At 57.0% G+C, this 14,615-nt stretch carries 10 protein-coding genes; 5 read left to right on the top strand and 5 right to left on the bottom strand.

What is annotated here, in order from left to right; translation table 11 throughout:
- Positions 1-27: 27 nt before the first annotated feature.
- The 4 genes from nrdG to treB form a co-directional block, all read right to left on the bottom strand.
- On the bottom strand, positions 28-492 hold the full coding sequence (gene nrdG, locus ACOTXL_RS16500) for an anaerobic ribonucleoside-triphosphate reductase-activating protein (RefSeq protein ID WP_003856093.1): 465 nt from the start codon (positions 490-492) through the stop codon (positions 28-30).
- 140 nt (positions 493-632) lie between these two features.
- Positions 633-2,771 (bottom strand): anaerobic ribonucleoside-triphosphate reductase, encoded by a 2,139-nt coding sequence (gene nrdD / locus ACOTXL_RS16495; protein ID WP_003863406.1) that lies wholly within the window; start codon positions 2,769-2,771, stop codon positions 633-635.
- Positions 2,772-3,144: 373 nt separating this feature from the next.
- Positions 3,145-4,788: an alpha,alpha-phosphotrehalase gene (gene treC, locus ACOTXL_RS16490; protein WP_045350669.1), complete on the bottom strand. Its 1,644-nt coding sequence runs from the start codon at positions 4,786-4,788 to the stop codon at positions 3,145-3,147.
- A 51-nt stretch (positions 4,789-4,839) separates the two neighbouring features.
- Complete coding sequence (gene treB, locus ACOTXL_RS16485) at positions 4,840-6,258, bottom strand: PTS trehalose transporter subunit IIBC (protein WP_003863402.1); 1,419 nt, start codon at positions 6,256-6,258, stop codon at positions 4,840-4,842.
- Positions 6,259-6,564: 306 nt separating this feature from the next.
- Between treB and ACOTXL_RS16480 the strand changes: the two genes are divergently transcribed.
- Genes ACOTXL_RS16480 through ACOTXL_RS16470 form a run of 3 tightly spaced genes read left to right on the top strand, consistent with a single transcriptional unit; the run spans position 6,565 to position 7,973 of the window.
- On the top strand, positions 6,565-7,257 hold the full coding sequence (locus tag ACOTXL_RS16480) for a hypothetical protein (RefSeq protein ID WP_003863400.1): 693 nt from the start codon (positions 6,565-6,567) through the stop codon (positions 7,255-7,257).
- 2 nt (positions 7,258-7,259) lie between these two features.
- On the top strand, positions 7,260-7,448 hold the full coding sequence (locus ACOTXL_RS16475) for a hypothetical protein (RefSeq protein WP_003863399.1): 189 nt from the start codon (positions 7,260-7,262) through the stop codon (positions 7,446-7,448).
- Positions 7,449-7,493: 45 nt separating this feature from the next.
- Complete coding sequence (locus tag ACOTXL_RS16470; RefSeq protein ID WP_003863398.1) at positions 7,494-7,973, top strand: Hcp family type VI secretion system effector; 480 nt, start codon at positions 7,494-7,496, stop codon at positions 7,971-7,973.
- Between the two features lie 11 nt (positions 7,974-7,984).
- Here ACOTXL_RS16470 and treR read toward each other — a convergent pair whose 3' ends face one another.
- The gene (gene treR / locus ACOTXL_RS16465; RefSeq protein ID WP_032608379.1) at positions 7,985-8,932 is read right to left on the bottom strand and encodes a trehalose operon repressor TreR; all 948 of its coding nucleotides are present in this window, start codon (positions 8,930-8,932) and stop codon (positions 7,985-7,987) included.
- A gap of 387 nt (positions 8,933-9,319) precedes the next feature.
- On the opposite strand from treR, the gene mgtA reads away from it, so the two are divergent.
- Complete coding sequence (gene mgtA, locus ACOTXL_RS16460) at positions 9,320-12,028, top strand: magnesium-translocating P-type ATPase (RefSeq protein ID WP_045350684.1); 2,709 nt, start codon at positions 9,320-9,322, stop codon at positions 12,026-12,028.
- 200 nt (positions 12,029-12,228) lie between these two features.
- A complete protein-coding gene (locus ACOTXL_RS16455) occupies positions 12,229-14,613 on the top strand; it encodes a beta-N-acetylhexosaminidase (protein ID WP_045350670.1) in 2,385 nt (794 codons plus the stop codon).
- Positions 14,614-14,615: the final 2 nt, after the last annotated feature.

The raw sequence follows: 14,615 nt of genomic DNA, 5'->3' as shown, positions 1-14,615 counted from the left end.
AGGCGGACAGAGGATATCCGCCTTCATTCAACGCAGATGATGCACAACCTGGTTGCTGCTGCCGCGCCAGATAAGCATAGGATCTTTTAGATCCTGCATGAACTTGCCGTCGACCAGGACGTTAATTAGATCCACCACTTCCATCTGCTGCGCATTCAGTTCATCCAGCTTATAGCCCGTCCAGACCCAGATGTCTTTTCCCGCGCACTCGTGGTGGATGCGTTTTACCAGCTTCAGGATCTCCGGCACGTTTTGCGGATGGAGCGGGTCGCCGCCGGAGAGCGAGATCCCCTGGCGTTTGATGCGCGTGTCGTTCAGGTCGTTGATGATGCGGTCTTCCATCTCAGCGGTAAACGGCATACCCGAGTTCAGGCGCCAGGTGCTTTTGTTGTAGCAGCCGGGGCACTCGTGAACGCAGCCTGATACAAACAGGGTACAGCGGGTGCCGGGGCCGTTGACGATGTCGACGGGGTAGTACTGGTGATAATTCATAGCGTTAACCTGATGCCCTCACCCCGGCCCTCTCCCACAGGGAGAGGGAGAAAACCGGTGGCCGGAATAACAATGTGCTCGATCGGTTCCCTCTCCCTTGAGGGAGAGGGGTAGGGTGGGGGGGACACCCTGCGCAGAACTTACCCGATCTGCCCATTCCCCAGATGTTTCACCCTGCGCTTCACCTCTTCCTGCTTACCGGCGTTAAACGGACGGGCATCCGGGCTGCCGAGGTAGCCGCACACGCGGCGGGTCACGGAGACGCGGGCTGCATCGTGGTTACCGCATTTCGGACAGGTGAAGCCTTTGCTGGTGCACTCGAACTCACCGGTAAAGCCGCACTCGTAGCACTCGTCAATTGGCGTGTTGGTTCCGTAGTACGGCACGTGCTGATAGCTGTAATCCCACACGTCTTCCAGCGCCTTCAGGTTGTGCTGAATGTTCGGGTACTCGCCATAGCAGATAAAACCGCCGTTCGCGATGGGCGGATAAGCCGCTTCGAAGTCGATCTTGTCGTACGGGTTCACCTTCTTCTCCACATCGAGGTGGAAGCTGTTGGTGTAGTAACCTTTGTCGGTCACGCCTTCCACGATGCCGAATTCGGCGGTGTCCAGACGGCAGAAGCGATCGCAGAGGTTTTCACTCGGCGTGCTGTACAGGCTGAAACCGTAACCAGTTTCCTCTTTCCACTGGTCTACCGCATCGCGCAGGCGCTGCACAATCGCGATACCCTTCTCACGCAGGGCGTCGTTGTCATAGATATGCTTGTCGCCAAACAGCGCGTTAATCGTTTCGTGAATGCCGATATAGCCAAGAGAGATCGACGCGCGACCGTTTTTGAAGATCTCCGACACATCATCGTCCGCTTTCAGGCGCACGCCGCAGGCTCCTTCCATATAGAGAATTGGCGCGACGCGGGCTTTCACCCCTTCAAGACGGGCGATGCGGGTCATCAGCGCCTTACGTGCCAGCTGTAAACGTTCATCCAGCAGCGTCCAGAAGGCCGCTTCATTCCCTTTGGCTTCCAGCGCGATGCGCGGCAGGTTCAGGCTGATGACGCCCAGGTTGTTGCGCCCGTCGTGGATCTGCTCGCCGTTCTCATCTTCGTACACGCCGAGGAAGCTGCGGCAGCCCATTGGCGTTTTAAACGAACCCGTGACTTTTACCACCTGGTCGTAGTTGAGGATATCCGGGTACATACGCTTGCTCGCGCACTCCAGCGCCAGCTGTTTGATGTCGTAGTTCGGATCGCCAAACTTGTGGTTCAGGCCGTCGCGAATGGCGAACACCAGTTTCGGGAACACCGCCGTTTTACGGTTTTTACCGAGGCCGGAGATACGGTTGCGCAGAATAGACTGCTGGATCAGGCGTGATTCCCAGCTGGTGCCGAGGCCAAACCCGAAGGTCACAAACGGCGTCTGGCCGTTGGCGGTGTGCAGCGTGTTTACCTCATATTCCAGCGACTGGAAGGCGTCGTAGCACTCTTTCTCGGTGCGGGAACGGGCGTAACCGTCAGCATTCGGGATCTGCCACTCTTCCGCCGTTTTACGGTGTTTGTTGAAGCTCTCGGTCACGAACGGGGCCAGCACTTCATCAATGCGGTTAATGGTGGTGCCGCCATAGATGTGGCTCGCCACCTGGGCGATGATCTGCGCCGTGACCGCCGTCGCGGTGGAGATGGATTTCGGCGGCTCAATCTCGGCGTTACCCATTTTAAAACCGTGGGTCAGCATGCCTTTCAGGTCGATCAGCATGCAGTTAAACATCGGGAAGAACGGCGAGTAGTCGAGATCGTGATAGTGGATCTCACCGCGCTCGTGCGCCGAGACTACATCGCGCGGCAGCAGATGCTGACGGGCATAGTGCTTGGCGACGATACCGGCCAGCAGGTCGCGCTGGGTCGGGATCACTTTGCTGTCTTTATTGGCATTTTCATTGAGCAGCGACGAGTTGGTTTGCTCTACCAGGCCGCGGATCTCCTGGTTCAGGCGACCGCGTTTCTCACGCTGGACGTCACGGTCGTGACGATACTCAATGTAGGCGCGCGCCAGCTGCTTGTACGGACCAGACATCAGCTGGTTTTCAACCGCGGTCTGGATCTCGTTGATATCCACCTGGCTGCGTTCGTGCATTTGGCTGCTAACGACTTCTGCGACGGTGGCGCAGTAATCTGCGTCATCGACTCCCGCTGCTTTAGCTGCACGCAGAATGGCTTCTTTGATGCGCTCTGATTTAAACGGCACTTTACAGCCATCACGTTTCATCACATGCGGTGTCATGATCACTCCATTTTAAAAACAGGTTATCCACAGAGGTGGAGAAGTATTCACCGGGCGTATTCCTCGCCGCGGCAAAGACTTCCCGCGTGCCCAGCCCGTGTTATCCACAATTCCGGCCAGCGTAAGCGCCGTCTTGTTGTTGGAATAGTAGACGATAAATACAAGATATTGGGTCGGCGTGCATTTTAAGTGCTACATATAGTGATTTGCATCAAACATGTTTGCGATTTTTTTGATGCAGGACAAAGTAAAAAGACGAGAGTACAAACGGCGGGCGCTGGGGCAATTGTAAAGACGCGAAGGAAAAATCTGATTAATTATTCAACAAAAACAGCAAAGTAAGCCGGACACGGCATCGTGCCCGGCGGAGGAATTACTGCTTTAGCCACCACACGGCTTCAAACGGACGAAGCATTGAGGTTTGAGGGGCGGGGTAGTTGCTTATCACCACCTGCGACTCACCGCTGAGAGCGTCCGCTTGCCATTCCTGAGGCAAATGGCTCAGGTTCGCCACCACCATCAGCGTTTGCCCCTGCCACTGGCGGCGATAGCACCACAGGGAAGGGTGGTCAGGCAGGAGATCCTCATAATCCCCCCACGTCAGTACCGGCAGGGTTTTGCGCAGGCGAATCAGCGACTGGTAGGTGTAGAACACCGAATCGGGGTCGTCCAGCGCCGCGCGGACATTCACGGTTTCGTAGTTGTCGCAAACGCCAATCCACGGCTCGGCCTCGGTAAAGCCCGCATTATGCGAGGCGTCCCACTGCATCGGCGTGCGGCCATTATCGCGTGACTTACTCGCCAGAATCGCCAGTAGTTCATCGGTATCGCGTCCGTTAGCCCGCTGTTCGGCGAACATGTTCAGACTTTCCACGTCGCGGTAGTCGGTGATACGGCTGAAATGCGGGTTGGTCATACCCAGCTCTTCACCCTGGTAGATATACGGCGTGCCCTGCATCCCGTGCAGCACCATGCCGAGCATTTTCGCCGCCGCCACGCGGTGTTCCCCTTCGTCACCAAAGCGCGACACGATGCGCGGCTGGTCATGGTTACACCAGAACAGCGCGTTCCAGGCTTTGTTGTGCATCCCCTGCTGCCAGTGGCGGAAAAGGGTTTTCAGCGCCACGAAGTCCGGCTTTGCCTTCGTCCATTTTTCGCCGCCGGGGTAGTCCACCTTGAGGTGGTGAAAGTTAAAGGTCATCGACAGCTCGCGGCCATCAAGAGACGCGTACTGCTGGCAGTTCTCCAGCGAGGTGGAGGACATCTCGCCCACCGTCATCAGGTTACGCGGGGTAAAGACGTCCCGGCTCATCTCCTGAAGATATTCATGGATGCGCGGCCCGTCAGTGTAGAAGCGGCGACCGTCGCCGAGGGTATCGTCCGGGAAATCCTGATCTTTTGAAACCAGGTTGATGACGTCCAGACGCAAGCCGTCCACGCCGCGATCGGCCCAGAACTCGCACACTTTTTTCAGCTCGGCGCGCACCGCCGGGTTTTCCCAGTTGAGATCCGCCTGCTCCGGTGCGAACAGGTGCAGATAATACTGTTCGCTTTCGGCGTGCCAGCGCCAGGCGTTGCCGCCAAATTTGGAGCGCAAGTTGTTGGGAAGCGTATCCGGCGTACCGTCCCGCCAGATATAGAACTGGCGGTACGGACTCGCTTTATCCAGCGACTCGCGGAACCAGGCGTGCTGCGTGGACGTGTGGTTAAAGACCATATCCAGCACGATGCGGATGCCGCGTTCATGCGCCCGGGCAACCAGTTCGTCAAAGTCGTCCAGCGTGCCGTAGGTCGGGTCAATGGCAGTGTAGTTCGCCACGTCGTAACCGTTATCCACCTGCGGCGAGATATAAAACGGCGTCAGCCAGATAGCGTCAATGCCGAGGGTTTTCAGGTAGTCCAGGCGCTGCGTTACGCCGCGTAGATCGCCCGTGCCGCTGCCGGTGGTATCCTGGAAACTCTTTGGGTAAATCTGATAGATGACGCCGTTCTGCCACCAGTGAGGAAGGGTATTCATAGTGCGTTCCTGCAAATGCGAAGGGGCGCAACTGCGCCCCGAAAGAGAGAATTAAACAATCTGCAACGTGCCCTGACGGAACTTACGCTGATAAACCACGGTAGTCAGCGCCATTGGGATGATAATCGCCACCGCCATCGCCAGCGCAAATACCTGCCAGAAAGCGGGCTGAATGGAGAGGATCCCCGGCAGGCCGCCGACGCCAATCCCGTTTGCCATCACGCCGTTCAGGCCGCACAGCAAGCCCGCCAGACCGGAGCCGATCATCGCGCAGAGCATCGGGAAGCGGTATTTCAGGTTGATACCGTACATCGCCGGTTCAGTGACGCCGAGGTAAGCGGAGATAGCAGCCGGAACGGAGATCTCACGCTCGTTGTGCTTACGGCTGACGATGATGATGCCGGTTACCGCCGAGGCCTGCGCAATGTTAGACAGGGCGATGATCGGCCAGACAGGCGTACCGCCGAGGCTCTGGATCATTTGCATATCGATCGCCAGCGTGGTCTGGTGCACGCCGGTGATCACCAGCGGAGCGTAGAGGAAGCCAAACAGCGCGGCACCGATTGGCGCGAAGCTGCCGGTCATCAGGTGACGGACCGCGAAGGCCACGCCGTCGCCAATCATGCGGCCAAACGGACCGATAAAGGCGTGCGCCAGGAACACCGCCAGGATCAGCGAGCAGACCGGGACCACCACCAGATACAGGTAATCCGGCACGATGCGCTTCAGGCGCGTCTCAATAAAGCCCAGCGCCAGACCCGCCAGCAATGCCGGGATCACCTGCGCCTGATAGCCCACTTTGGCGATGGTAAACAGGCCGAAGTTCCACACCTCTGGCGTTTGCTGACCAAGTAAGTAAGCGTTCATTAACTGCGGAGAGACCAGCGTCACGCCGAGCACGATACCGAGAATTGGCGTTCCGCCCATCTTGCGCACCGCGGACCAGCAGATTCCGACCGGCAGATAGAAGAAGATCGCTTCGCCAATCAGCCACAGGAAGTCATAGATACTTTGCAGCGCCGGGTACATCTGCGCCAGGGTTTTGCCGTCGCTCATTGGCACATCGCCGATGACGTTACGGAAGCCCAGAATTAAGCCCCCGCTGATCAGCGCTGGCAGCAGCGGGAAGAAGATCTCCGCAAAATGGGAAATCAGCTGCTCATGCCATTTCATATTCTGACGCGCGGCCTTCTTCGCCTGCTCTTTATCTGCGGAAGAGTGCCCGGTAGTCGCCAGCAGAGCCTGATAGTAATCGCCCACTTCGGTACCAATCACCACCTGGAACTGCCCGGCATTGGTGAAGCAGCCTTTAACCATGGAAAGCTCTTCAATGGCCTTCGGGTTGGCTTTGGCCGGATCGTTCAGCACGAAGCGCAGGCGGGTAATGCAATGGCTGACGGTGGCGATGTTGTCGCGTCCGCCGACCAGGACGATCAGCTGATCGATATCTGTTTGTTTGACTTTACTCATCATGAAACCTCATGACAGATGGTGATAGGGGTTATGACCTGTGCGCAAGCCTACTCCTTCAACGTGACGGCGAAAATGGGAACGTTCCCGAAATCGGGCGAAGATCACAATAATCCGCTGTGTGAGGGCACACTGGATTGCATTTCACTCGCAGTTTTTATGAATTTCTTCTCAAGAGTGTTTAAAAAATATCAGGTCAATATCTTAAAAATACAGGGAAGATCTTAAACATGATCTGGCCGGAACTTTACAGTCGGTTTCAGGCATAAGCTTGTCTTCATATACTGAAATAAACGTAGAGCAATAATGTACGGGAACAACGAGATCGTCAGTTATTTACAGGCCAATAAAATACTTGCGCTTAAACTCGACCATGCTGTTACTGCGGTCGGCCAGAACGTCAAAACACAGGTGAATATGATAGGGAAAGGCGCCACTCGGCTGTTGTATTACGCCTCATGTTTCACTGATGAATACAATGATGTTTGCCTGAGACAGAAGAGCGAAGACCTACGCTTCAGAGATGCCGTTTATAAATTAGTAAGCGGTGTGGATGTAGTCTATGAAATGCTTAGACTGTATTTTGAGGAAGTTTTCAAATACAAAAATCCTAAACAGTTAGAGTATATTAAACAGCGGCTAATGGCTGTAAATGTCCACATCGCTGCGGTTAGCCTTACCGGTGCCGGGTTTACATTAGCCGTTGCCGCCTGCGTTCGCCTTGGATTAAATATCAGCCTCGAATTAAGCGCCATTACCGGAAGATGGGCTTCCCGAGGTATTGCTTTTATTGGGCTGTATGGGGTAGTACAGCAAGCCGCCGATAGCGCGCATCGTCTGTACGTTGAATTTCCCGCCTGGTACTCGGCACTTTATGCTCAAGGGCTTGAAATGCTTTATTTTCTCATTGAGCCTGTGTTTCGCAGGACGGACGCGACACGTGCGCAATGGGCATCTGATGACGACATTGCGGATATCATCACCAGGTTGATCAGATAACAATGATGAATTACATCAAACGTTTTTTACGTTGGCAGGGGCGAATTATATTTTCGGTCTACGGCCCGGCCGCGTTAACAATCCTGTTTGCCCTGATACAGGCCCATTTCTTCCCCGGCAGTCCTGTCTGGCCAATTGGGCTTTTCTTCATTGTGGTCATGATTGTTTTTGGCTGCTATGTGAAATGGTAAAAGGCCAAACATTTCAATACAGATAACCACTAATAAGGTATTTCTATGTCTGCTCCCGCACATTTATGGCTTGAAGATGAGAATGGCTCGCCGATTGTCGGTTGTTGTGCAATGCCACTGCGTCTTGGATCTATTGAATTAAAATCCTTTTCCCATGGCGTAACTATTCCGGTTGACCCAAGCTGGGGAAAACTCACTGGTACACGCGTACATCGGCCTATAACAATAGTCAAAGAATTTGATCAGACAACGCCGCTTCTTTACCGGGCAGTTTGCGAAGGGCGAACCATGAAGAAGGCGACAATTAAAATGTACCGTATTCTTGAGTCTGGGATTGAGGCTGAGTATTTCAATATTATTCTGGAAAACGTCAAGTTCACAACGGTAGCGCCGTATCTCTCCCCCGGCAGTATGACCAGTACCCACCTGGAAACGCTGGAGCTGCGCTATGAGGCAATTACCTGGAAGTATACCGAAGGCAATATCCTGTACCGTGATTCATGGAACGATCGCTGTTGCGCATGAAAGCGAAAGGACTATGAGAGACGGGCAGGAATAACGATCTGACGCGGCTCAGCGCGCCCGTTGATCTGCTCTATCAGCTGCGCGGCAGCCTGCCGGCCAGATTCGGCGTAACCCGGATCAACGCTGATAATCTCCGGGTGTAAGAACTTCATCAGCGGCGTGCTTCCCACGCTCGCTAATTGCAGCTCCCCGATGCGCTGCTCCTGCAAATATTTGCTCGCACCCAATGCAAGGGTATCCGTGGCGCATACCAGGGCGGTGGTTTGTGGCGTCAGCACGCTGGCGACCTGTTCATATCCCTGTTTCATACCCAGACCAGGCAGCGCGGCCACGGCGGGGAGATTGTGTTTTTTACAAAACGCCAGGTACGCTTCATGGCGACGCTTGCCGGTGGTGATGTCGGCATGCGGCACGCCGAGATAGCTAATATGCCGATGGCCCTGTTCATACAGGCGCTGCATCAGGATCACGATCGCCCCTTCGTCATCGTAACAGACAGAGGCAAACCCGCTTGCGTCGCGCGCCAGCAGCACCAGTGACGGCTGCCAGGGTTTAAGCACGTCCTCTTTTAGGCCGGTAAATCCGAACAGCACCACCCCATCAATATTACGGCGCTGAAGCATACCGAGATGCTCCTCCACCATTTGCGCGGAGAACTTGCTCTCCATCATGATCGGATCGTAGCCCTGCTCGTAGAACGCGGGCAGCATCGTCTGTACGGCGAGGTTTTCGGAGAGGGAATCCAGACGCGAGACGATAATGGCGACCACTTTATCGCTCTGCCCGCGCATGGCGCGCGCGGAGCGGGAAGGGGAAAAACCGTGCTGATTCATCACCGCCTCGACGCGCTCGCGTGTGCGCTCGCTGACACCGCTTTCGTTGTTCAGCACGCGTGAGACAGTCGATTTCCCCACGCCGCTTAAACGCGCGATGTCTTTAATCGTAAGGCGGTTCTGCATGCTGTATTCCCTGTAACAACGATAAAATAATCAATTGAGCCTAATGCTATCCTGCGAATTCGCTATGGGCAAAGTCTGGTTTACGTTCGGTTTATTTGCAGGGCGTTATAATACCGCCCGATTAGTCACAAACGGTATGGATAAATCTCTATACTGCGCGCCGATACCCAACTTTTTACTTACCGGAGGCCACATGGATCCCGATCCCACACCTCTCCTGACCCGGAGAAAACCTTCTTACCGGTAAGCCAGCTTTTTGCTGTCTCACCGGCGTGAGGCAGCAACGTTCATACGTTCCTGCTTGATAAATTAAGTGCCTGACAGGTACGGCTTTGCCACGCCTGCGGGAAAGACTGCGTCCGCCTTTGCGGATGCGGGGGAATGACTATGCTGAAAAATATCACCCGGCAGCTGCAAGCGCTGCTGAGCCGTCACCTGCCACATCGCCTGATTGCGCGCGATCCGCTGCCAAATGCCAACACCATGGCGGGAGCGGCAATCCCCACCTCCCTGACCGAGCGCTGCCTGAACGTGGCGGCGATGGATGAAAACGAAGTCTGGCGCGCCTTTGGCGGCCACCCGGAAGGGCTGAACGCGCAAGAAGTGTCAAAAATCCGCGCGGAACATGGCGATAACCAGATCCCGGCGCAGAAACCCTCTCCCTGGTGGGTCCACCTGTGGCTCTGCTACCGCAATCCGTTCAACCTGCTGCTGACGGTGCTCGGGATTATCTCTTACGCCACTGAAGATCTGTTTGCCGCAGGCGTGATTGCCCTGATGGTAGGGATCTCCACGCTGCTGAACTTTATTCAGGAAGCGCGCTCCACCAAAGCGGCGGATGCGCTGAAAGCGATGGTCAGCAACACCGCCACCGTGTCGCGCGTGATTAACGACCTCGGCGAAAACGCCTGGATTGAGCTTCCCATTGACCAGCTGGTGCCGGGCGATCTGGTGAAGCTGGCGGCGGGGGACATGATCCCGGCGGATTTACGTATCATCCAGGCGCGGGATCTGTTTGTCGCGCAGGCGTCACTCACCGGTGAGTCCCTGCCCGTAGAGAAGGTAGCGCGGACCCGCGATCCGCAGCAGATGAACCCGCTGGAGTGCGACACCCTGTGCTTTATGGGCACCACGGTGGTTAGTGGCACCGCGCAGGCGATTGTCACCGCCACCGGCGGCAATACCTGGTTTGGACAGCTTGCCGGACGCGTCAGCGAGCAGGAGAGCGAGCCGAATGCGTTCCAGAAAGGCATTGGCCGCGTCAGCATGCTGCTGATCCGCTTTATGATGGTCATGACGCCGATTGTCCTGCTGATCAACGGCTACACCAAAGGCGACTGGTGGGAAGCGGCGCTGTTCGCGCTCTCCGTGGCTGTGGGCTTAACGCCGGAAATGCTGCCGATGATTGTCACCTCCACGCTGGCGCGCGGGGCGGTCAAACTCTCTAAACAAAAGGTGATTGTTAAACACCTCGACGCCATCCAGAACTTTGGCGCGATGGACATTCTTTGCACCGATAAAACCGGCACCCTCACCCAGGACAAAATCGTGCTGGAGAACCACACCGATATCGCCGGAAAGACCAGCGAACGGGTGCTGTACAGCGCGTGGCTGAACAGCCACTACCAGACCGGGCTGAAAAACCTGCTCGACGTGGCGGTGCTGGAAGGTGTGGATGAAGAGTCTGCCCGCATGCTCTCCGGGCGCTGGCAGAAGGTGGACGAAATTCCGTTCGACTTCGAGCGCCGCCGCATGTCGGTGGTGGTCAGCGAGCAGCCGGACGTGCATCAGCTGATCTGCAAAGGGGCATTGCAGGAGATCCTGAATGTTTCCACGCAGGTGCGCCATAACGGCGAGATCGTGCCGCTGGATGAGACCATGCTGCGCCGCATCAAACGCGTCACCGATAACCTGAACCGCCAGGGGCTGCGCGTGGTGGCGGTAGCCAGCAAGTTCCTGCCCGCGCGGGAAGGGGACTACCAGCGTATCGATGAATCTGATTTGATCCTCGAGGGTTACATCGCATTCCTCGATCCGCCGAAAGAGACCACCGCACCTGCGCTGAAAGCGCTGAAAGCGAGCGGTATCACCGTCAAAATTCTCACCGGCGACAGCGAGCTGGTGGCGGCCAAAGTGTGCCACGAAGTCGGCCTGGACGCGGGCGACGTCGTCGTGGGGAGCGACATTGAGCTCCTGTCTGACGATGAGCTGGCCGACCTTGCCCAACGCACCACGCTGTTTGCCCGCCTGACGCCGATGCATAAAGAACGCATCGTCACTCTGCTGCGTCGCGAAGGGCATGTAGTGGGCTTTATGGGCGACGGCATCAACGATGCGCCAGCCCTGCGTGCGGCGGATATCGGTATCTCCGTAGACGGCGCGGTGGATATTGCCCGCGAAGCAGCGGATATCATTCTGCTGGAAAAGAGCCTGATGGTGCTGGAGGAGGGCGTCATCGAAGGGCGTCGCACCTTCGCCAATATGCTCAAATACATCAAAATGACCGCCAGCTCGAACTTCGGCAACGTCTTCAGCGTGCTGGTGGCGAGCGCGTTTCTGCCGTTTCTGCCGATGCTGCCGCTGCATCTGCTGATCCAGAACCTGATGTACGATGTCTCTCAGGTCGCCATCCCGTTTGATAACGTCGACGACGAGCAGATCCAGAAGCCGCAGCGCTGGAACCCCGCCGATCTGGGGCGCTTTATGCTGTTCTTTGGGCCGATCAGCTCCATCTTCGACATTCTGACCTTCTGCCTGATGTGGTTTGTGTTCCACGCCAACACCCCGGAACACCAGACGCTGTTCCAGTCCGGCTGGTTCGTGGTGGGGCTGCTGTCCCAGACGCTGATTGTGCACATGATCCGCACCCGCCGCATTCCGTTCATTCAGAGCCGTGCCGCGTGGCCGCTGATTGTGATGACGGGCATTGTGATGGCGCTCGGGATCGCGCTGCCGTTCTCGCCGCTGGCAAGCTACCTGCAACTGCAGGCGCTACCGCTGAGCTACTTCCCATGGCTGGTGGCGATCCTCGCGGGTTACATGGTGCTGACGCAGATGGTGAAGGGGTTCTATAGCCGTCGGTATGGGTGGCAGTAACGGCAAGCCCGGTGGCGCTGCGCTTACCCGGCCTACGATCCGAACGTAGGCCGGGTAAGGCGAAGCCGCCACCCGGCAGCTGGCTTTCCTCCCAAATTCAACAACCTGTGATCTCCGTCGGCGCATTCGCTTGACGACAATTTGAGCGCATGTTAACAGAATGTTTTGCCTGTATTTGGCCCGTCAGATAAGGAACATTCATGTTACGGTACAGTCTCTTAACCGCCGGGCTCATGCTCGGCGCCTCCGCCTTTGCCGCACCGGCAGGCGACCTTCCCTTAATGCCCTGGCCTGCGAAGGTTGAACGCCCGACCACTCAGGGCGCGCTGGAGCTTAACAATCAACTCACCGTGAGCGTAAGTGGCGACGATCTGGGGGATGCGGTCAACCGCCTGCGCCAGCGCATCGCCCTTCAAACCGGCTGGACGCTACAGCCGCAGGCCGAAAAACCTGACAAGCCGACCATCCGCATCGCCATCGCCAAAAAGGTGAAGCCGCAGCCGCTGCCGGACAGCGATGAGAGCTATAAACTCACGGTGGACGCCAACGGCGTAAATATCTCCGCCAATACCCGCTTCGGCGCGCTGCGCGCCATGGAAACCTTGCTTCAGCTGATGCAGAACGGCGCCGAAAACACCTCGATCCCGTGGGTGACCATTGAAGATTCGCCGCGCTTCCCGTGGCGCGGGCTGCTGCTCGATTCGGCGCGCCACTTCCTCCCGATTCCGGATATTAAACGCCAGATCGACGGCATGGCCGCGGCGAAGCTCAACGTGCTGCACTGGCATTTGACCGACGATCAGGGCTGGCGCTTCAGCTCAAAGCGCTACCCTAAGCTGACCCAGCTTGCCAGCGACGGGCTGTTCTACACCCCTGAGCAGATGCGCGAGATTGTGCGTTACGCTGCCGAGCGCGGCATACGCGTGGTGCCGGAAATTGATATGCCGGGCCACGCCTCGGCGATTGCCGTCGCCTACCCGGAGCTGATGAGCGCGCCGGGGCCGTACGCCATGGAGCGCCACTGGGGCGTGCTGAAGCCAGTGCTGGATCCCACCAAAGAGGCAACTTATACCTTTGCCGACGCGATGGTCAGCGAACTGGCGGCGATCTTCCCGGATCCATATCTGCATATTGGCGGCGATGAGGTTGACGACAGCCAGTGGAAAGCGAACGCTGCGATCCAGAGATTCATGCGCGACAATAAACTGGCGGACAGCCACGCGTTGCAGGCGTATTTCAACCGCAAGCTGGAGACGATCCTTGAGAAGCACCACCGGCAGATGGTTGGCTGGGATGAGATCTACCATCCCGATCTGCCGAAAAGCATTCTAATCCAGTCCTGGCAGGGACAGGACGCGCTGGGGCAGGTGGCGCAGAACGGCTATAAGGGCATTCTCTCAACCGGTTTCTACCTCGATCAGCCGCAATCCACCGCCTACCACTACCGCAATGAAATTGTGCCGCAGGGGCTGAACGGCGTGGATGTGATAGCGGACACCGACAGCGTCCAGAGCTGGGCTTTCTCCATGCCGCGCCTGAAGGGCAAGCCGGTGGAAGGTAGCTTTACGCTGGTGAAAGGCGATGCTGGCTGGCGCGGATTTATTGATTTTGCCGGGAAATCGCGTCGGGCGGTGGATAACATTCAATGGCGGGACGACAATCAGGTAACGTTTACCGTTGATACCTGGATGGGTGAAACGCGTCCGGTCGTTTCTGTTGAGAACGATAAGCTCAGCGGCTATTTCCTGGTGGGTAACGCCCGCTACCCGATTAGCGGCACGCGTCTGGACGCGGTCCCAAAAGGCATACCGCCGGTGGTGCCGGACCCGGCGAACGAGGCCAATCTGCTCGGCGGTGAAGCCGCGCTGTGGGCGGAAAACGTGGTCGCGCCGGTGCTGGATATCCGTCTGTGGCCGCGCGCCTTTGCGGTGGCGGAGCGGCTATGGTCGGCGAAGGACGTCAACGACATCGACAACATGTATACCCGGCTCCAGGCGATGGACAGCTGGTCGACGGTGTCGGTTGGACTACAGCAGCATACCCAGCAGCAGGTGCAGTTCACGCGCCTCGCCAACAATGCGGATACCCTGCCGCTGCAAATTCTCGCCCAGGCGCTTGAACCGGCGCAGTATTACACCCGCCAGCATCTTAAGTTCCAGGCTGGAAACTATCATCAGTTTGAGCCGCTCAACCGGCTCGCTGATGCGCTAAACCCGGAAAGTGCGACCGGGCGTCAGATGAATAAATGGGCGGACCGTCTGGTGAGCGACGCGGAAGACACGGAAAGCGCCGACGCGCTGCGCCACGTCTTTAACCGCTGGCAGAACAACACCAGCGACGCGCTGGCGCTAAGCGAAAACAGCTATCAGTTGAAGGCCATTAAGCCGGTGATCCAGGAGGTGGATAAGCTGGCCGCGATTGGCCTGAGGCTGACGGATCTGGTGGCGCGCCAGGGCACGCTGGATGATAAAGAGATTGCGTCGATCCAGAGCGAACTGGATAACGCGGCGAAGGTTCAGGACGAGGTGGTGATTGCGGCGGTGTACCCGCTGGAAACGCTGCTGCGCGCGACGCGGAATCAGTAGTA

The organism is Enterobacter cloacae complex sp. IR5402 (assembly GCF_049238125.1).
GTDB lineage: Bacteria > Pseudomonadota > Gammaproteobacteria > Enterobacterales > Enterobacteriaceae > Enterobacter > Enterobacter hormaechei_C.
Note: the sequence above shows the minus strand (reverse complement) of the source record. Positions and strands in the feature narration are given on the sequence as shown.

Excerpts from the sequence above, each read along its gene's own strand:
- treC (WP_045350669.1), bottom strand. The coding sequence starts at position 4,788 with ATGAATACCCTTCCTCACTGGTGGCAGAACGGCGTCATCTATCAGATT.
- nrdG (WP_003856093.1), bottom strand. The coding sequence starts at position 492 with ATGAATTATCACCAGTACTACCCCGTCGACATCGTCAACGGCCCCGGC.
- treR (WP_032608379.1), bottom strand. The coding sequence starts at position 8,932 with ATGCAGAACCGCCTTACGATTAAAGACATCGCGCGTTTAAGCGGCGTG.
- ACOTXL_RS16470 (WP_003863398.1), top strand. The coding sequence starts at position 7,494 with ATGTCTGCTCCCGCACATTTATGGCTTGAAGATGAGAATGGCTCGCCG.
- ACOTXL_RS16455 (WP_045350670.1), top strand. The coding sequence starts at position 12,229 with ATGTTACGGTACAGTCTCTTAACCGCCGGGCTCATGCTCGGCGCCTCC.
- treB (WP_003863402.1), bottom strand. The coding sequence starts at position 6,258 with ATGAGTAAAGTCAAACAAACAGATATCGATCAGCTGATCGTCCTGGTC.
- nrdD (WP_003863406.1), bottom strand. The coding sequence starts at position 2,771 with ATGACACCGCATGTGATGAAACGTGATGGCTGTAAAGTGCCGTTTAAA.
- mgtA (WP_045350684.1), top strand. The coding sequence starts at position 9,320 with ATGCTGAAAAATATCACCCGGCAGCTGCAAGCGCTGCTGAGCCGTCAC.
- ACOTXL_RS16480 (WP_003863400.1), top strand. The coding sequence starts at position 6,565 with ATGTACGGGAACAACGAGATCGTCAGTTATTTACAGGCCAATAAAATA.
- ACOTXL_RS16475 (WP_003863399.1), top strand. The coding sequence starts at position 7,260 with ATGATGAATTACATCAAACGTTTTTTACGTTGGCAGGGGCGAATTATA.